At 71.0% G+C, this 17,977-nt stretch carries 17 protein-coding genes and 1 other RNA gene; 11 read left to right on the top strand and 7 right to left on the bottom strand.

Features of this window, described 5'->3' with window-relative positions:
- The first annotated feature begins 37 nt into the window (after window positions 1-37).
- The 3 genes from BJP60_RS07330 to BJP60_RS07320 all read left to right on the top strand — a co-directional run bounded on the left by BJP60_RS07330 (window position 38) and on the right by BJP60_RS07320 (window position 2,802).
- On the top strand, window positions 38-1,732 hold the full coding sequence (locus BJP60_RS07330) for a bifunctional 3'-5' exonuclease/DNA polymerase (protein ID WP_442923419.1): 1,695 nt from the start codon (window positions 38-40) through the stop codon (window positions 1,730-1,732).
- Window positions 1,733-1,768: 36 nt separating this feature from the next.
- An RNA gene (gene rnpB, locus BJP60_RS07325) (RNase P RNA component class A) lies at window positions 1,769-2,144 on the top strand.
- A gap of 223 nt (window positions 2,145-2,367) precedes the next feature.
- Complete coding sequence (locus BJP60_RS07320) at window positions 2,368-2,802, top strand: hypothetical protein (protein ID WP_203138655.1); 435 nt, start codon at window positions 2,368-2,370, stop codon at window positions 2,800-2,802.
- Window positions 2,803-2,867: 65 nt separating this feature from the next.
- On the opposite strand, the gene ppgK is transcribed toward BJP60_RS07320, so the two are convergent.
- From ppgK to BJP60_RS07295, 5 genes are all read right to left on the bottom strand, one after another.
- Window positions 2,868-3,620 (bottom strand): polyphosphate--glucose phosphotransferase, encoded by a 753-nt coding sequence (gene ppgK, locus BJP60_RS07315; protein ID WP_203138654.1) that lies wholly within the window; start codon window positions 3,618-3,620, stop codon window positions 2,868-2,870.
- 119 nt (window positions 3,621-3,739) lie between these two features.
- Window positions 3,740-4,117, bottom strand: a complete 378-nt coding sequence (locus BJP60_RS07310) for an RNA polymerase-binding protein RbpA (RefSeq protein WP_203138653.1) — start codon at window positions 4,115-4,117, stop codon at window positions 3,740-3,742.
- A gap of 119 nt (window positions 4,118-4,236) precedes the next feature.
- Complete coding sequence (locus BJP60_RS07305) at window positions 4,237-4,995, bottom strand: glycerophosphodiester phosphodiesterase family protein (RefSeq protein WP_203138652.1); 759 nt, start codon at window positions 4,993-4,995, stop codon at window positions 4,237-4,239.
- Complete coding sequence (locus BJP60_RS07300) at window positions 4,992-5,897, bottom strand: SPFH domain-containing protein (RefSeq protein ID WP_203138651.1); 906 nt, start codon at window positions 5,895-5,897, stop codon at window positions 4,992-4,994. Before BJP60_RS07300 ends, BJP60_RS07305 begins: the two co-directional genes overlap by 4 nt.
- Window positions 5,898-5,900: 3 nt before the next feature.
- Window positions 5,901-6,377 (bottom strand): NfeD family protein, encoded by a 477-nt coding sequence (locus tag BJP60_RS07295; protein ID WP_203138650.1) that lies wholly within the window; start codon window positions 6,375-6,377, stop codon window positions 5,901-5,903.
- 217 nt (window positions 6,378-6,594) lie between these two features.
- Between BJP60_RS07295 and BJP60_RS07290 the strand changes: the two genes are divergently transcribed.
- The 3 genes from BJP60_RS07290 to BJP60_RS07280 are packed head-to-tail and all read left to right on the top strand — an operon-like array spanning window position 6,595 to window position 9,198.
- The gene (locus tag BJP60_RS07290; RefSeq protein WP_203138649.1) at window positions 6,595-7,371 is read left to right on the top strand and encodes an SDR family oxidoreductase; all 777 of its coding nucleotides are present in this window, start codon (window positions 6,595-6,597) and stop codon (window positions 7,369-7,371) included.
- Window positions 7,372-7,411: 40 nt separating this feature from the next.
- Entirely contained in the window at window positions 7,412-7,984 is a 573-nt protein-coding gene (locus BJP60_RS07285) for an anthranilate synthase component II (RefSeq protein ID WP_203138648.1), read from the top strand.
- Window positions 7,981-9,198, top strand: coding sequence for an anthranilate synthase component I family protein (locus BJP60_RS07280; RefSeq protein WP_203138647.1), 1,218 nt, complete (start codon window positions 7,981-7,983; stop codon window positions 9,196-9,198). Before BJP60_RS07285 ends, BJP60_RS07280 begins: the two co-directional genes overlap by 4 nt.
- 1 nt (window position 9,199) lies before the next feature.
- Here BJP60_RS07280 and BJP60_RS07275 read toward each other — a convergent pair whose 3' ends face one another.
- Together BJP60_RS07275 and BJP60_RS07270 are read right to left on the bottom strand one after the other, a co-directional pair.
- The gene (locus BJP60_RS07275; RefSeq protein ID WP_203138645.1) at window positions 9,200-10,132 is read right to left on the bottom strand and encodes an AEC family transporter; all 933 of its coding nucleotides are present in this window, start codon (window positions 10,130-10,132) and stop codon (window positions 9,200-9,202) included.
- A gap of 10 nt (window positions 10,133-10,142) precedes the next feature.
- Window positions 10,143-13,355 carry a S41 family peptidase gene (locus BJP60_RS07270; protein WP_203138643.1) on the bottom strand — a complete coding sequence of 1,071 codons (3,213 nt, stop codon included), beginning with the start codon at window positions 13,353-13,355 and terminating at the stop codon, window positions 10,143-10,145.
- Between the two features lie 34 nt (window positions 13,356-13,389).
- Between BJP60_RS07270 and BJP60_RS07265 the strand changes: the two genes are divergently transcribed.
- From BJP60_RS07265 to BJP60_RS07245, 5 genes are all read left to right on the top strand, one after another.
- Window positions 13,390-14,010, top strand: a complete 621-nt coding sequence (locus BJP60_RS07265; RefSeq protein WP_203138641.1) for a TIGR00730 family Rossman fold protein — start codon at window positions 13,390-13,392, stop codon at window positions 14,008-14,010.
- A gap of 48 nt (window positions 14,011-14,058) precedes the next feature.
- A complete protein-coding gene (locus tag BJP60_RS07260; protein WP_238439615.1) occupies window positions 14,059-14,505 on the top strand; it encodes a helix-turn-helix transcriptional regulator in 447 nt (148 codons plus the stop codon).
- 5 nt (window positions 14,506-14,510) lie between these two features.
- Window positions 14,511-14,924, top strand: a complete 414-nt coding sequence (locus tag BJP60_RS07255) for a VOC family protein (RefSeq protein WP_203138638.1) — start codon at window positions 14,511-14,513, stop codon at window positions 14,922-14,924.
- A gap of 61 nt (window positions 14,925-14,985) precedes the next feature.
- Window positions 14,986-17,337: an ATP-binding cassette domain-containing protein gene (locus BJP60_RS07250; RefSeq protein ID WP_203138637.1), complete on the top strand. Its 2,352-nt coding sequence runs from the start codon at window positions 14,986-14,988 to the stop codon at window positions 17,335-17,337.
- Window positions 17,334-17,915: an adenylate kinase gene (locus BJP60_RS07245; RefSeq protein WP_203138628.1), complete on the top strand. Its 582-nt coding sequence runs from the start codon at window positions 17,334-17,336 to the stop codon at window positions 17,913-17,915. Before BJP60_RS07250 ends, BJP60_RS07245 begins: the two co-directional genes overlap by 4 nt.
- The last annotated feature ends 62 nt before the right edge of the window (window positions 17,916-17,977 follow it).

Genomic DNA, 17,977 nt, shown 5'->3' with positions numbered 1-17,977 from the left:
TCTCGCCGAACAGTCTCCGTGGGCCGACGCCGAGCGCATCGCTCTCGGGCATGCGGCGGACGGCGGCATCGTCGCGATCGTCCTCGACAGCGACGGGGAGGTCGGACGCCGCCCCCTCACGGCGGCGGAGTTCCCCGCCTGGGTCGCCGGACGCGAGGCGGAGAGAGCGGCGAGCGGCCGCGGCATCCGCTGGGTGTGGTCGAGCACGGCCGACTGGTACCCGCGCCTGCTCGGCTCCGGCGTGCGCGTGGCCCGCTGCCACGATCTGCGCCTGAGCCATGCGATCCTGCGCGACGCGGTGCCGGGGGCTGCCGCCCTCCGCGCCGCGACCGCGTGGGACGCGGACGCGCCGGATGAGGTGTCGGCGGGCGGCGACACCCTGTTCTCTCTCGAGTCGTCCGGCCCCGCACGCGGACGCGATGACATCCGCGAGGTGATCGCCGAGCTGGAGCGGCAGGACGCGGCAGCGCCGCTCGCGACGGATCCCGGGCGCATGCGCCTGCTGCTCGCCGCCGAATCGGCCGGCGCACTCGTCGCCGCCGAGATGCGCGTCGCGGGTGTGCCGTGGGACGCCGACCATCACCGCGCGATCCTGACCGACATGCTGGGTACTCGGGTGGCGGGCGGCGTTCCCGCGAAGATGGCGCGTCTGGCCGAGGAGGTGCGGGAGGCGCTCGAGGATCCCGCCGTTCCCCTGGACTCGCAGCCCCGGCTGCTGCGGGCCCTGCACAACGCGGGGATCCTCGTGGAGTCGACGAGCAAGTGGGAGCTGTCGCGGGTCGACCATCCCGCGATCGCGCCGCTGCTGGAGTACAAGCGCCTGTCGCGCCTGCTGTCGGCGAACGGCTGGACGTGGCTCGACGAGTGGGTGCACGACGGTCGCTTCCGACCGGTGTACGTCCCCGGCGGCGTCGTCACGGGGCGGTGGGCGTCCTCCGGTGGCGGGGCCCTGCAGCTGCCGCGGCAGCTGCGCGAGGCGCTGCGCGCCGATCCGGGGTGGCGCATCGTGGGCGCCGACGTCGCCCAGCTCGAGCCGCGCGTGCTGGCCGCGATGGCGCGCGACGACCGGATGGCCGAAGCCGCGCGCGGGCGGGATCTGTATGCGGGCATCGTGGCGGACGGCGCGGTGGCGACGCGCGCCGAGGCCAAGGGGGCGATGCTCGGCGCGATGTACGGCGCCACGAGCGGAGAGTCGGGCCGGCTCGTGCCGCGGCTGCGCAAGGTCTATCCGCGCGCCATGGCCCTGGTCGACGCGGCTGCGCGCACGGGCGAGGCGGGCGGCACCGTCGCGACGTGGCTCGGGCGCACCTCGCCGGGCCCGGACGAGCTCTGGCGGACGGCCCAGGCCCGCGCGGGCGCGTCCGCCGCGGACGAGACGCGCGCACGCCGCATAGCCCGGGACCGCGGCCGGTTCACGCGCAACTTCGTGGTGCAGGGAACGGCCGCCGAGTGGGCGCTCGCGTGGCTCGCCGATCTGCGCCTGCGCCTCGCCCGACTGCCCGCGGTCGATCCGGCGGCCGCCGCGCCGCGATCCGGAGCCGCCTTCGCCCGGCGCGCGCACCTGGCGTTCTTCCTCCATGACGAGGTCATCGTGCACGCGCCCGCCGAACAGGCGGAGGCCGCGGCGCAGGCGCTGCGCGACTCGGCAGAAGCCGCGGGCCGGCTGCTGTTCGGTTCGTTCCCGATCGAGTTCCCGCTGGACCTGCGGATCTCGGACAGCGCCGCCAAGTGAGCGGTCATCTGCGCACCGTAGACTGGACGCTGCGAATGGGTCGGCCGGACGACCGCGTCGCGGGCGGCTCGCCGTCGCGCGCCGAGGAACGTCCGGGCTCCACAGGGCAGGGCGGTGGGTAACACCCACCCGGAGTGATCCGCGAGACAGTGCCACAGAAAGCAGACCGCCGGCGCCCGCAAGGGAGGCCGGTAAGGGTGAAACGGTGGTGTAAGAGACCACCAGGGGTCGCGGTGACGCGACCCGCTCGGTAAACCTCGCCCGGAGCAAGACCAGACAGGGGATGATGACGCGGCTCGCCGAGTCCCCGGGTAGGTCGCTAGAGCGTCACGGCAACGTGCCGCCGAGAGAGATGGTCGTCGACGGGGCGCGAGCCCCCGAACAGAACCCGGCGTACAGGCCGGCCCATTCGTCCAGCCGCCTCTGACCAGGGACCCTCCGACGCGCATCTGCGCCGTGGTTCGGGCGTGGATCGGCGCGCATCGGCTCCCGGGCTCGGAGCCACCGGCCGCACATACCGCATGATGATCGGGCCCTGTCAAGCCTGGGAGACGCACCCGCTCGAGCACGTACGGTCGGAATCCGAAGTCTCCAGTGGAGATCGAAGGCTATGACGACCGAAAAGGAGGACCGCCATGTCGAACGTCCCCTCGGGCAACCCGGACCCGAACTCGTACCCGAACAACCCGGATTCCAACTCGTACCCGGCCAATCCGGGCGGCAACCCGTATTCGACCGCCCCGTCGAACCCGCCGGGCCCCGGATATCCGAATCAGTCCGGAGCCGGCTCGTTCCCGCACCCGGGGCAGAACGCGTATCCCAACACCCACGGCGCTCCGCGACGCTGGCAGCAGGGCAAGCCGACGTTCCTCACGACCGAGTTCATCGTGTTCGTCGTCGTCTCGCTCGCCGTGCTGATCGCCGCGGCCGTCGTCGACAACGACGAGGACGCCCAGGGGTTCGGCGCCGACAAGGCCTGGCTGTACGTCACCATCCTGGCCGTGGCCTACATGATCAGCCGTGGCATCGCGAAGTCGGGGCGTCGCTCGCGGCACCACTCGGACGAGTAGTCGGCCACGTCCCACGACGCGCAAGCGCCCGGATCCCCACGATCCGGGCGCTTGCGCGTTCGAGGTCAGAGGGCGAGGGAGGCCGCGCCGATGATGCCCGCGTTGTTCGCGTGCGTGGCGACGCGCAGGTCCGCGCGCGTCTTGATCAGGGGAAGGAACTTCTCGGGGTTCTTCGAGACGCCGCCGCCCACGAGGATCAGGTCGGGGGAGAAGAGGAACTCGAGGTGGTTGTAGAACTCCTGCAGGCGACCCGCCCACTCCTCCCACGACAGGTTCTCGCGCTCGCGCGCCGAGGTCGCGGCGTACTTCTCGATCGAGTCGCCGTTCCACTGCAGGTGACCGAGCTCCGCGTTGGGCACGAGCTTGCCGTCGAACAGCAGCGCGCCGCCGATGCCGGTGCCGAGCGTGGTGAGGATGGTGAGACCGGGCTGGTCCTTCGCGCCGCCGAAGCGCAGCTCCGCGAGGCCCGCGGCATCCGCGTCGTTGACGAAGTGGATGGGCTTGCCCAGTCCCTTCTCGAAGAACGCGTCGGCCTCGAAGTCGAGCCACTTCTTCGACACGTTGGCCGCGGACAGCGTCCGTCCGTTCTTCACGATCGTCGGGAAGCAGATCCCCACCGAGAGGTCGGCGGCGTCCGGTCCGAGCTTGTCGATCAGCTCCTTGACGGTCGCCAGGACGTCCTTCGGCTTCGCGCCGTCGGGGGTCGGGATCCGCACGCGGTCGCTGGCCAGTTCGCCCTTGACGAGATCCACGATCCCGGCCTTCATGCCGGTGCCGCCGATGTCGATGCCGACGGCCCGTTCCACGCTGTTCGCCATGCGCTCAGCCTATTGGAGCGCGGGGCGTGCTCATGCACACCGGGACGAGCCGCAGCGGCGGGCGCGAACGACGAAAGACGCCGACCCCGAAGGGCCGGCGTCGTCGTGGGGGAATCGGCTCAGGCCGACTTCGCGCGCGTGTCCTCGGCGCCGCCGCGACGGGCGCGGACGAACTCGAGACGCTCCGCGAGGATCTCCTCGAGCTCCGGAAGGGTGCGGCGCTCGAGCAGCATGTCCCAGTGCGTGCGGGGCGCCTTGTCACCGCTGTGGTCGACCTCGACGGTGCCGCCGTCGACCTTCAGCAGCGCCTCGCCACCGCAGCCACGGCACTCCCAGGTCTCGGGAGCCTCGGCATCGGCAGCGAAGGTGAGCGTGGTGTCACGGTCGCACGAGGCGCAGTGGTACGTGTACTGGGTGCGCTCCATGAAGACGACGCCCTCCTCGCTCTGGAGGCTCTGGGCGCCGAGTCGGATTCCGCGAAGGCTGCGATCTGCCATGTGTGGTCCTCTCGTCAGGTGTCAGGTATAACGCCCTCGCCTGTGCACATCATCCGAACCACGGCCGCCGGGGCGCCTTTCCCAGCCGAATCCCAGCGGGATGAGCGAGTGACGCCCGCTCAGCGCGTGAGGGTCTCGAGCGCCACGTCGGCGCGGTCCGTCACGACGCCGTCGACGCCCATCGCGACGAGCTCGCGCATGCGCTGAGGATCGTTGATCGTCCACACGTGCACCTCCACGCCCGCATCGTGCGCCCAGCGGATCAGGCGCGGCGTCAGCACCCTGATGGCGCCCTGGCGCTCGGGGATCTGCAGGGCGTCCAAGCCGGTCAGCAGCCTCATGGCGACCGGACGGAGACCCGCGGCGACCGACGCGACGAGCCGTGCGATCGTGCGCGAGCCCGGCGACGTGGCGGGCCGCGCCGGATGCGCGGCCTCCAGTGCGACCCGCCGCCGCTCGTCGGAGAAGCTCGTCACGAGCACGCGGTCCGCGTGCTCCGCCACGATCCAGCCGACGCCGATGGCCGCGCCCGCCGCCTTGACGTCGAGGTTGAACCGCGTGTCCGGGAAGGACTCGAGGGCCTGCGTCAGTGTGGCCACCCCGCCGCGCCCCTCCATCTGCTGCTCGAGCTCGCGCAGCGTGACCTCGGCCACAGCGCGCGGATCGCCCGTCACGCGCTGGAGCGTGTCGTCGTGGAACAGCACGACGTGCCCGTCGGCGGTCAGATGACAGTCCGACTCGACGTACACCGCACCGGCCGCGTGGGCCGCGGCGATCGCCGCGAACGAGTTCTCCTCGACATGCTGGCCGGGCAGCGCAAGACCACGATGGGCGAGCACGCGCGGATGCGCCGCTCCCCGCAGGTAGGGGTGCGTCACGGGCGATCGGTCGGAGCGGTGCCGCGGCCGAAGCCGCCGGCGATGCCCTTGAGCGCCTCGGTGAGCTCGCTGGGAATGATCCAGAGCTTGCTCGACTGGCTCTCGGCGAGCTTCGGCAGCGTCTGGAGGTACTGGTACGCGAGCAGCCGGTCATCCGGCGCGCCCACGTGGATCGCGTTGAAGACGTTCTGGATCGCCTCCGACTCGCCCTGCGCCCGCAGCACCTGCGCCTGCTTGTCGCCCTCCGCCTTGAGGATCTCGGCCTGCCGGGCGCCCTCGGCGACGAGGATCTGCGACTGCTTGTGGCCCTCGGCCGTCAGGATGGCGGCGCGCCGGTCGCGCTCCGCGCGCATCTGCTTCTCCATCGCGTCGCTCAGCGTGGCGGGCGGGTCGATCGCCTTCAGCTCGACGCGGCTCACCTTGATGCCCCACGCTCCGGTCGCCTCGTCGAGGGTCGTGCTGAGCTTTGCGTTGATCACGTCGCGGCTGACGAGCGCCTCCTCGAGGTTGAGCCCGCCGATCACGTTGCGCAAGGTCGTGACCGACAGCTGCTCGACCGCGCCGAGGTAGTTGGCGATCTCGTACGTCGCGGCGCGGGGATCGGTCACACGGAAGTAGACGACGACATCCACCGCGACCGAGAGGTTGTCCTCCGTGATGACCTGCTGCGGCGGGAACGACACGACCTGCTCGCGCAGGTCCACGCGCGAGCGCGCGCGGTCGATGATCGGCACGAGCAGGTGCGGACCGCCGTACAGCGTGCGGTGGTAGCGGCCGAGGCGCTCGATGATGAACGCCTCGCTCTGCGGCACGATGCGGATCGCCTGGATGAGGATCGTGATCACCAGGATCACGACGGCGATGGCGAGGATCCACAGCAGGATCGGTCCGATGGCGTCCATGGGTCAGCTCTCCTGTGACGAGGCGGTGGCGGGGGAGACGATGGCGGTGGCGCCCTGGATGGCGCGCACGACGACGGTGGTGTGCGGCGGCAGGTCGGTGCCCTCCTGCACGCGGGCCGACCACGAGTCGCCGTTGACGAGCTTGACCCGACCACCGAAAGCCGTGACGGTCTCGGTGACGACGCCGCCCAGGCCGATCAGGCGCTCGACGTTGAACTTCTCCTGATCGGAGCTTCGACGCAGCATCCGCAGCAGCGGGGGGCGCAGCAGCCCCAGGAACGCGACGGCGGCGACCGCCGCGATGATCACCTGCAGCCAGAGGGGAGCGCCGGCGATCGCCGACAGGATGCCTGCGGTCGACCCCAGGGCGAGCATCAGGAACGTCATCTCGCCGGCCGCGACCTCGATGGCGAGGAAGAGGGCGATCAGCACGAGCCATCCGACCCATGACCACTGCTCGATGAACCCGAGGAACTCCATCGCAACCCTCCTGCACAGCCGGGTCGGCGGCGCAGAGGCCGCCTCCCTGCGCACACTATCAGCGCCCCGCGACGTCGCGGCGTCCAACGCCGTCGACGCGACCTTGGAGGCTCGCGACAGGGCGCTTCCTCGCCCCGTTGATACTGTCGAACTGACCCCGTGACGCGTCCGATCTCATCCGACGCGCGCGATCCGTCCACCGATCCAGGAGCTTCTCGTGACCGACGCCCCCTCGCAGCCCATCGCCCCCGGCACCCTTGCGGGCAAGGTCGCCCTCGTGACCGGCTCGTCGCGCGGCATCGGAGCCGACACCATCCGCTATCTCGCCCAGGCGGGCGCGGACGTCGTAATCAACTTCCGCAACAAGGCGCCGCGCGCCGAGAAGCTCGCGGCCGAGGTGCGCGAACTCGGCGTGCGCGCGCTGGTCGTGGGCGCCGACCTGACGGACCCCGCATCGGTCGAGGCGATGTTCGCGTCCGTGAAGGACGAGTTCGGCGTGCTCGACGTCCTCGTCCTGAACGCCTCGGGCGGCATGGAGTCCGGCATGGCGGAGGACTACGCGCTGAAGCTGAACCGCGACGCGCAGGTGAACGTGCTGCAGACCGCGCTGCCCCTGCTGTCCGAGGGCGCGCGCGTCGTGTTCGTCACCAGCCACCAGGCGCACTTCATCCGCACCACGCCGACCATGCCGGAGTACGAGCCCGTCGCGCTGTCCAAGCGCGCCGGCGAGGACGCGCTGCGCGAGCTGATCCCGTCGCTGACGGAGCGGGGCATCGGCTTCACGGTCGTGTCGGGCGACATGATCGAGGGCACGATCACCGCGACGCTGCTGGAGCGCGCCAACCCCGGCGCGATCGCGCACCGCCGCGAGTCGGCCGGTCGCCTCTACAACGTGTCGGAGTTCGCCGCGGAGGTCGCGCAGGCCGCCGTAGACCCGGTGCCCGCCGACAACACGCGCCTCGTGGGCGACGTGAGCGCCTTCGGCGCGGACTGACCGGGCCTTCGGCGCATCGAGGCGAGCGCACGGGAGGACGATGCCCTCACACGACGTGGTCGTCGTCGATCACCACGACAGCTACACCGGCAATCTCGTGCACCTGATCGCGCGCGTGACCGGTGTGCTGCCGCGCGTCGTCGAGCACGATGAGTGCACGGTTAGCGAGGTGCTCGCGCACGACTACGTCGTGCTGTCCCCGGGCCCCGGCCATCCGGCGGATCCGCACGACTTCGCGGTCGGGCGAGAGGTGCTGCGCGCGGGGGAGCGACCCGTGCTCGGCGTGTGCCTGGGCATGCAGGGGATCGTCACGACCTTCGGCGGCAGGGTCGAGCGCGTCGACCCCGGCCACGGCGTCGACGCGACCGTGCGGCACGTCGGAGCGGGCCTGTTCGCCGGCGTGCCCGACGGCTTCCGCGCGATCCGATACCACTCGCTCGCGGCGCTGGAGCTGCCCGACGAGCTCGTCGTCACTGCCTCGGACGAGCGCACGGGCCTCGTGATGGGCGTCGCACACCGCGTGCTGCCGATCAGCGGCGTGCAGTTCCATCCCGAGTCGATCCTGACCGAGCACGGTGAGCTGATCGTGCGGAACTTCCTGGACGCCGCGTGATCGCCGCCGAGCGGATCGCCGCGGCGGCGCGAAGCGGGCGCTGCGTCTGGCTGCACGCCGGCGACGGCGGCCCGCAGCTCGCGTGGCTCGAGCTGCACGACGTGTCGCTGACCTATGACGCCGCGCGGCGCGAGGTGACGCGCCACGCGGACGGAGCGGCCGAGGTCGTCGGCGATGACATCTTCGCCGTGCTGTCGGCCGAGCTCGCGGCAGGCACGGCGACCGACCGCTGGTTCGGCTACTTCGGCTATGCGGCGCGACCGGACCTGCCGGCGCGGCCGGACGGCATGCTGCCGGATGCCGTGTGGATGCGTCCGTCTCACATCGAGCGGCTGCCGCTGCCGGGCGCCACCGCACCCCGAGCCGCGGACGATGTCGACGGTGGTCCCACGCCCGACGAGTACCGCGTCGCGTTCGCGGCGGTGCAGGAGCACCTGCACGCCGGGAACTCGTACGAGGTGAATCTGACATACCGCGCGGCGGTCGGCCGCGATCTCTCACCGCTCGACGCGTTCGCGCGGCTGTGGGCGCTCAACCCGGCACCGTACGCCGCGTATCTGCATCACGACGTGCCGGGGGCGCGGGCGTTCCTCGCCGGATCCTCTCCCGAACGCTATGCGCGCATCGACGCGGACGGCGCGGTCCGGGAGCTCTCGACGAAGCCGATCAAGGGCACGACGCCGCGCGGTGCGACACCCGACGAGGACGCCGCGGCCGCGCAGCGGCTGCGCACCGACCAGCGGTACCGTTCCGAGAACCTCATGATCGTCGATCTGCTGCGCCACGACCTGTCGCAGGTCTGCGAGGTCGGGTCTGTCGAGGTGCCGGCGCTGATGGCGGTCGAGTCGTACGCGTCGGTGCACCAGCTCGTGTCCACCGTGCGCGGCGTTCTGCGTCCCGACGTCGCATCGATCGACGCGCTGCGCGCGCTTTTCCCGGCCGGGTCGATGACGGGCGCGCCGAAGCTGCGGACGATGCAGATCATCGACGAGGTCGAGCAGACGCCGCGCGGCGCCTACGCGGGCGCGCTGGGATGGATCGCCGGCGACGGGCGCGCCGATCTGGGCGTGATCATCCGCACGCTGCTGACGGACGGATCGGGAGCCTACGTGCTCGGCACGGGAGGCGGCATCACCGTGCAGTCCGACGCCGACGACGAGTACGCGGAGTCGCGCTGGAAGGCCGAACGGCTCATCCGCGCGCTCGAAGGCTGACTCAGCCGCCGAAGATCACGGCGGAGGCGAACACGACGGGGATGCAGCCGAACGTCGTGAGGAACACCACGTCGCGGGCGAGGACCTCGCCGACCCCGTAGCGCTGCGCGTAGTTGAAGACGTTCTGCGCACTCGGCAGGCTCGCGAGCACGACGACGACCAGCATCGCGTGCGCGTCCAGCTGGAACAGCAGCCCGAGCGCCCACGCCACCACGGGCATGATGAGCAGCTTCATTCCCGTCGCGAGCAGGACGTCGCCGCGCGAGGCGGGGCTCGTGAGCACCCGCTGTCCGTGCAGCGACATGCCGAAGCTCAGCAGCAGCACGGGCACGGCGGCGCCCGCCAGCAGGCCGATCGGCTCCGACACGATCGGCGGCAGCTCGATGCCCGTCACCGCCACCAGCACGCCGAGCGCCGCGCCGATGATCATCGGATTGCGCAGCGTCCTGCGGACGGCGCGACCGAGCCCGCGCCATCCGGCGGCCCCGCCGCTCGAGACCGTGTCGAGGATCGCCAGCACGACCGGCGTGATCAGCAGGAGCTGGATGAGGATCACGGGCGCCGCGTACGCGCCGTTGCCCAGGAGATAGGTGGAGATCGGGATGCCGATGTTGTTGCCGTTGACGTATCCCGCGCCGAGTGCGCCGACCACGATCTCGCCGAGCGACCGCTTCCAGACGAATCGTGCGATCAGCCCGTAGAGGAGGAAGATCGCACAGGCTGCGAGCAGGGACACGGGCAGCAGCGCGGAGAACAGCAGGGTGAGGTCCGCATCCGACAGCACGGCGAACAGCAGGAACGGGTTGAGCACGAAGAACGTCAGGCGGCTGAGGACGTATCGCGCATGCTCGCCGAGCAGGTCGATGCGCGCGACGATGAAGCCGGTGACGATCGCCAGCCCGACGACCGCGAACCCGGTCAGGACGCCGATCACGAGACGGTTCTCATACGACCGGACGCACCTTCGGCTCGGGGAGCGCGGGAGGTGCGGCGGCCGGCGCCTCGGCGAGCCGCGTCACGGCCTCGTCGATCGCGCGGTCGAGCTGGGGATCGTCGTCGCGGAACAGCTGCGCGGGGGTGTGCACGACCTCGATGTCTGGATCCACGCCGTGGTTCTCGACGCCCCAGCCCTTGCCCTGCAGCCAGTACGCGTACCGCGGCTGCGTGACCTTCGTGCCGTCGACGAGGTCGAAGCGGCTGTCGATGCCGACCACCCCGCCCCACGTGCGCACACCCACGACCGGCCCGACGCCCAGCGCCTGCGCGCGGGCGCCCACGATGTCGCCGTCGGATCCCGAGAACTCGTTGGCGACGAGCACGACGGGTCCGAGCGGCGCGCGGTCCGGGTCCGGCTGCATCCGCTCGAACTGCCGCGCGGCGGTCCAGGCGATCACGCGCGACGCGAGGCGCTCGACGACGAGCTGGCTCGTGTGGCCGCCGCGGTTGTAGCGCACGTCGGCGACGACGGCCTCGGCCTCGGTCGCGACGCGCAGGTCGCGATGCAGCTGCGCCCATCCGTAGCTCTGCATGTCCGGGACGTGCACGTAGCCGACGCGGCCGCCGCTGCGCTCCGAGACGTACGCGCGACGCGAGCGCACCCAGTCCTGGTAGCGCAGCACCTCCTCGTCCGGAAGCGGCACGACCACGACGCGGCGGTCCTCCTCGCCGTCGCGGCGCAGAGTCAGCTCGACGGGCTTGTCCGCCGCCCCGATCAGGCCGGCCGCGGGGCCCGCGACCGGGTCGACCGGCGCGCCGTCCATGGCGACGATGAGGTCGCCCTCGCGCGCTCCCACGCCCGCCTGACGCAGGGGAGAACGCGCCTTCGGCTCGCTGGACTCTCCCGGCAGGATCCGGTCGATGCGCCAGCCGTCGGCGGCGGGGGAGAGATCCGCTCCGAGGAAGCCCAGGCGGCGTGACTGATCGCCGAGCGGATCGGCAGGGTTCACGTAGGCGTGCGAGGTGTTGAGCTCGCCGACGGTCTCCCACAGGATGTCGACGACGTCGTCGTGGGTCACGGCCGTGTCGACCACGGGGCGCCAGCGACGCACGACGCCGTCCCAGTCGACGCCGTCCATGTCCGCCCGCCAGAAGTGGTCGCGCATGATGCGGGCGTTCTCGTCGAACATCTGCCGCCACTCGGCGCGCTGATCCACCGAGAAGCGCAGCCGGCCGAGGTCGACCGCGACGGCATCGTCCTTCGCCGGCCGGTTCGCGGGCACGACGGTGACCTCGTCCTTGCGCCGCACGACGAGGCGCTGCCCGTCGCCCGAGACCGCGAAGCCGTCGACGGCCTCGACGATCGTCTCGGCCTTGCGCTCCTCGAACGACCAGCGCTCCAGTGTGTCCGGAGCGGCTTCCTCCTTGACACCCGCGCGACGCGATCCGAGCACGCCCTGTTCGCGGTGCACGTCGATCCAGAGCACCCCGCCGTCCGCACAGCGCAGTTCGCGGTACTCGGCGGAAGGCACCGGGAACGGCACGATGCGCTCCTCGGCGCCGTCGGCGTCGAGCTCGGGGCAGGTCACCGTCTCGTCGTCCGCCGCCGAGGGCGCGGGGGAGACCGGCCACCCGTCCGCGCTCGGCCCGAACGGAGCCGGCTCGGTCGCCGACAGAGGGATGAGCCACGGCCGCGTCGCGCCGGTGAAGGCGAGATCGAAGGCGTGCGCGTTGTAGTGCGGGTCGAACGTCCGATCCGACAGGAACACGAGGTGCTTGCCGTCGCGCGTGAAGTCGGGGGAGCGGTCGTGGTACTGGCCCGTGGTGAGCCGCACGGCCCCCTCGCCGCGGGTATCGGCAATCCACAAGGCGTGGAGCTCGTTGTCCGCGGTGCTCGGCTGCGACCACACCAGGTAGCGCCCGTCGGGTGAGAAGCGCGGGGTGCGCGCCTCGCCGTGCGACGAGCGGCCGAGCTCGCGCGCCTCTCCGCTGGCCACCTCGATGAGCCGGATGACGCCGTCGTGCGAGATGGCGGCGATCCGGTCACCGGCGGGAGCGGCCGCGAGGTGCAGGATCCGCCCGACCTCGCCCGACAGGATCCGCCGTGGCGCCTGCGCGCCGTCCAGAGCGAGGATGTCGATGCCGTCCTCGCCGTCCGCATCGCTCACGACGGCGCCGAACCCGGTGCGGCCGAGCACGATCGGCTCGCGCGCGCGGACGCCGGAGTCGGCGCGGAGCGCGCGCGCCGGACCCTCGCGGTGGGCGAGCCAGAACGCCTTGCCGCGCCAGGTCACGAGGCTGCCGGATGCGTCGTGATCCGGCGCGAAGGCATCCAGGCGCCGCTCGCCGGCGAGGACGAGCGGCTCGGGCTGGCTGCCGGGCAGCGTGATGTCGATCGTGCGCGGCTCGGCGTCGAGCGCGTCGAGGATCCGGATGCTCCCGCGGCTGTGCCACACGATGCGCGTGCCGTCGGTGGTCGCGTCGCGCACGTAGCCGTCGTCGGCGCTCTGCCGCGTGAGGATCCGGGGCTCGCCCTCGCCGGGCGCGTCCCAGATCCACAGATTCGCCTGCTCGTCGGCGCGATCCGGGAACCTCGCGGCGCGATCCGACGTGAACACGAGCGCGTCGCTCAGCCACAGCGGATCCGTGATCGAGGCGGCGTCGTCCGCGAGCAGCTGCTCCCAATCCCCGCTGCCGGCGCGGTCGAGCCACAGGCGCGGCGCCGTGCCGCCGCGGTAGCGCTTCCAGTGCGCGGGCGGCCGGCTCCACGGCGTCGCGAGGGCGATTGCGCCGTCCTCCCGCAGCGCGATGCCGGACGCCATGCCGATCTCGGGCCGCTCCCACGCGCCGTCCGGCGACAGGAACCTGACGACCGTGTGGCGGATGTTCGCCTCGCCGGCGTTGGAGGCCACGATGATCCGCCCGTCCGCGGTCCAGCCGAGCACGCTCGTGGCCTGCGCCCCCCAGTGCGTGAGGCGGCGGACCGCACCGGAGTCGACTTCGGCGACCATCACCTCGGGATGCCCGTCCCGGTGCGACACGAATGCGATGCGGGCGCCGTCGGGCGAGAAGCGGGGCTGCCGCACGGGCGCCGTGTCGCTCGTGACCCGCCAGGCGCGGCCGCCGGCGAGCGGCGCGATCCAGATGTCGTCCGCGGCGACGAAGGTGACGAGGTCCGCGTGGACATGGGGGTAACGCAGATACGGGGCGGGGGAGGTCACTCTCTCAACCTATGTCGTCCGTAGGCTGGGGAACATGACCACCACGCCCGACGCCCCCGCCACCGGACCCATCCGCCGCATCACGGTGTTCACGGGATCGTCCGCCGGGACCGATCCCGCTTACGCCCGCGCCGCGGTCGACGTCGGGCAGGCGCTCGCGGCCCGCGGCATCGCGGTCGTGTACGGCGGGGGCAACGTCGGGCTCATGGGCGCCGTGTCGACCGCGGCCAGCGAGGCCGGCGGCGAGGTGCACGGCGTCATGCCCGAGGCGCTCGTGGACAAGGAGATCGCTCACACGGGGCTCACGACGTTCGAGATCGTCCCCGACATGCACGCGCGCAAGATGCGGATGGCCGATCTCGGCGACGCATTCGTCGCGCTTCCCGGCGGGATCGGCACGCTCGAGGAGTTCTTCGAGGTCTGGACGTGGCTGCAGCTCGGCATCCATCGCAAGCCCGTGGCGCTGTACGACGTGCGCGGCTTCTGGCGGCCGATGCTCACCATGCTCGACCGGATGGTCGAGGAGGGCTTCGTCGCCGGCTCCTTCCGCGACTCGCTGCTGGTCGCGACGACGCCGCGCGAGCTCATCCGGGTGCTCGAGGACTGGGCGCCTCCGGCGCCCAAGTGGGCCGAGGGCGAGGCGCCGGCGGTCTGACCCGCCTCCCCCTGGGCCGATGTCCGGGGGTCGTGGCACCATCGTGTCGTGGCCACGGACCTCGACGAAGCGCGCCTGCGAGAGCTCGCGCTGCTGAGGCGCGTGCGCGACCGCATGGACCGCGAGTACGCCCAGCCCCTCGACGTCGAGGCGCTCGCCCGCGGGGTGCACATGTCGGCGGGCCACCTGAGCCGGCAGTTCAAGATCGCGTACGGCGAGACGCCGTACGGGTATCTGATGACGCGCCGTATCGAGCGCGCCATGACGCTGCTGCGACGCGGTGACCTGAGCGTCACGGAGGTGTGCTTCGAGGTCGGCTGCGCATCGCTCGGCACGTTCAGCTCGCGCTTCACGGAGCTGGTGGGCATGCCGCCCAGCGTGTACCGGCGCGAGGCGCGGCACGGGCTCGGCGGGCTTCCCTCGCTGGTGGTGAAGACGGTCACCAGACCGGTCAGGAATCGAGAAGCCCGACCCGAAGGAGCGTCGCTAGCGTGACGCACATGGACATCACGATCAGCACGAGTTTCCTGCCCCACACCGACCCGGAGGCCTCGCTGGCGTTCTACCGGGACGTGCTCGGCTTCGAGGTGCGCCTCGACGTCGGCTACGAGAACATGCGATGGATCACGGTCGGCCCCGTCGGGCAGCCCGACACGGCCATCGTGCTCACTCCGCCCGCCGTCGATCCCGGCATCACCGAGACCGAGCGTCAGACCATCGCCGAGATGATGGCGAAGGGCACCTACGCAGGCATCGTGCTCGCCGCACCCGACGTCGATGCCGTCTTCGAGCAGATCCAGGCGCACCCCGACGTCGACATCGTGCAGGAGCCGATCGACCAGGACTACGGCGTGCGCGACTTCGCCGTGCGCGACCCCGCGGGCAATGCGATCCGCATCCAGCAGCGCGCCTGATCCATCCGAATCCGTGCTTCCCCTCCTCCCGTCCCGTCTCGTCCCTTCCCAGGAGCCCCACATGCCGGACCACCCCGCCGACAGCCACGACCTGATCCGCGTGCAGGGCGCCCGCGAGAACAACCTCAAGGACGTCAGCGTCGAGATCCCAAAGCGCCGGCTGACGGTGTTCACGGGAGTGTCCGGCTCAGGGAAGAGCTCGCTCGTTTTCGACACGATCGCGGCCGAGTCGCGCCGCATGATCGACGAGACCTACAGCGCGTTCGTGCAGGGCTTCATGCCGTCCGTCCCGCGCCCCGACGTCGATGTGCTCGAGGGCCTGACCACCGCGATCATCGTCGACCAGGAGCGGCTGGGAGCGAACCCGCGGTCGACCGTCGGCACGGTCACGGACGCGAACGCGATGCTGCGCATCCTGTTCAGCCGGCTGGGCGAGCCGTACATCGGCGGCCCGACCGCGTTCTCGTTCAACATCCCGACGCAGAAGGCGAGCGGGGTGATGACGGGCCCCAAGGGCGAGAAGAAGATCGTGAAGGACGTGATCTACCTCGGCGGGATGTGCCCGCGCTGCGAGGGCCGCGGGCAGGTCTCCGACCTCGATCTGTCGCAGATCGTCGACGAGTCGAAGTCGCTGAACGAGGGTGCGATCCAGGTGCCCGGCTACACGCCGGACGGCTGGATGGTGAAGGGCTTCTCCGAGTCCGGCTTCTACCCGGCCGACAAGCCGATCTCGAGCTTCACCGACAAGCAGCGGCACACGTTCCTCTACGGCGAGATCACGAAGGTGAAGATCGCCGGGATCAACATGACCTACGAGGGTCTCATCCCCAAGATCAGCAAGGCGATGCTGTCGAAGGACGTCGAATCGCTGCAGCCGCACATCCGGGCGTTCGTCGAGCGGGTGGCGACGTTCGCGACCTGTCCCGAGTGCGACGGCACCCGCCTGACCGAGGGTGCGCGGTCGTCCAAGATCGACGGCGTCAGCATCGCGGACGCCTGCCGCATGCAGGTGACGGATCTCGCCGCGTGGGTGCGTGGATTGGACAAGCCGGGCGCCGGGCCGCTGCTGAAAGCGCTCAGCGCGAACCTCGACGCGTTCGTGACGCTCGGTCTCGGCTACCTCAGCCTCGAGCGCCCCTCCGGCACGCTGAGCGGGGGAGAGGCGCAGCGGATCAAGATGCTGCGTCACCTGGGCTCGTCGCTGACGGACGTCACCTATGTGTTCGACGAGCCGACGATCGGCCTGCACCCGCACGACATCCAGCGCATGAACGAGCTGCTGCTGCAGCTGCGCGACAAGGGGAACACCGTGCTGGTGGTCGAGCACAAGCCCGAGACGATCGCGATCGGCGACCACGTTGTCGATCTGGGCCCGCGTGCCGGCAGCGCGGGCGGCACAATCTGCTACGAGGGCACGGTCGACGGCCTCAAGGCCAGCGGCACCCTGACGGGACAGCACCTCGACTACCGCGCGCAGCTGAAGCCGTCGGTGCGCTCGGTCTCGGGGTCGATCGAGATCCGCGGCGCGAGCGGCAACAACCTGAGGGACGTCGACGTCGACATCCCGCTCGGCGTCCTGACCGTCGTGACGGGCGTCGCGGGATCGGGGAAGAGCTCGCTCATCCACGGCGAGGTCTCGCCCCGCGAGGGCGTCGTGGCGATCGATCAGGGGGCGATCAGGGGGTCGCGGCGCAGCAACCCCGCGACGTACACGGGCCTGCTCGAGCCGATCCGCAAGGCCTTCGCTAAGGCGAACGGCGTCAAGCCCGCGCTGTTCAGCGCGAATTCCGAGGGCGCGTGCCCCACGTGCAAGGGCGCGGGTGTGATCATCACGGAGCTCGGGTTCATGGACACGGTCGAGACGCCGTGCGAGGACTGCGGCGGAAAGCGCTTCCAGGCCGGCGTGCTCGAGTACAAGCTCGGTGGCAAGGACATCACCGAGGTGTACGACCTGCCTGTCGCGGAGGCGCGGCCCTTCTTCTCGGAGGGCGAGGCGAAGATCCCGGCTGCCGCGGCGATCCTGGGGCGCCTCGAGGACGTCGGACTCGGCTACCTGACCCTCGGTCAGCCGCTGTCGACCCTGTCGGGCGGTGAGCGGCAGCGGATCAAGCTCGCCGACCAGATGGGGGAGAAGGCCGACGTGTACGTGCTCGACGAGCCGACCACCGGTCTGCACCTCGCGGATGTGGCGAACCTCCTGGGGCTTCTCGACCGTCTCGTGGACTCCGGCAAGTCGGTCATCGTGATCGAGCACCACCAGGCGGTCATGGCGCACGCCGACTGGATCATCGACCTTGGTCCGGGTGCCGGCCACGACGGTGGCCGGATCGTATTCGAGGGCACGCCCGCGGACCTCGTCGCAGCGAAGTCGTCGCTGACGGGGGAGCACCTGGCGAAGTACGTCGGGGCGTGAGCGCGGCATCTCCAGCCGATCCGGTGCCGGGCCGCATCCTCCTCTACGGCGTCACGGGATCCGGCAAGACCACTGCGGCGCTGCGCATCGGGGCGGCACTCGGCGTTCCCGTGACGCTCGTCGATGAGATCGGCTGGATGCCGGCATGGGTGCCGCGCCCGCTCGAGGATCAGATCGTGCTGGTCCAGATGGCAATGGCGGGGGAGCAGTGGTTGCTCGACAGCGCATACGGTGATTGGAAGCAGCTCGTGCTGTCACGGGCCGAACTCGTCATCGGCCTGGACTATCCCCGTTGGTTTTCGTTGTTACGAGTCACGCGGCGTACGTTTCATCGCGTCGTGACCCGGCAGGAGCTCTTCGCCGGCAACCGTGAGACATGGCGCCAGCTGTTCTCGCGCGACTCCATTGTGTTGTGGCACTTCCGTTCCTGGCGCCGCAAACGGACGACGATGCGCGACTGGGAAGCCGACGCCGGCGCGCCTCCCGTGCTGCTGTTCCGCCGAGCACGTGACCTCGAACGGTGGATCCAGTCGATCGAGAGCAGCAAGACCCGCGGGGAGGCGGCCACCCGACGGTGATCGCCGGACGGCTGCGGACGCGATATATAGCGAGGGGGAGGGCTAAGCCGCGTGCGACGATG

The organism is Microbacterium sp. JZ31 (assembly GCF_016805985.1).
GTDB lineage: Bacteria > Actinomycetota > Actinomycetes > Actinomycetales > Microbacteriaceae > Microbacterium.
This window is presented reverse-complemented; position numbering and strand designations above follow the sequence as displayed.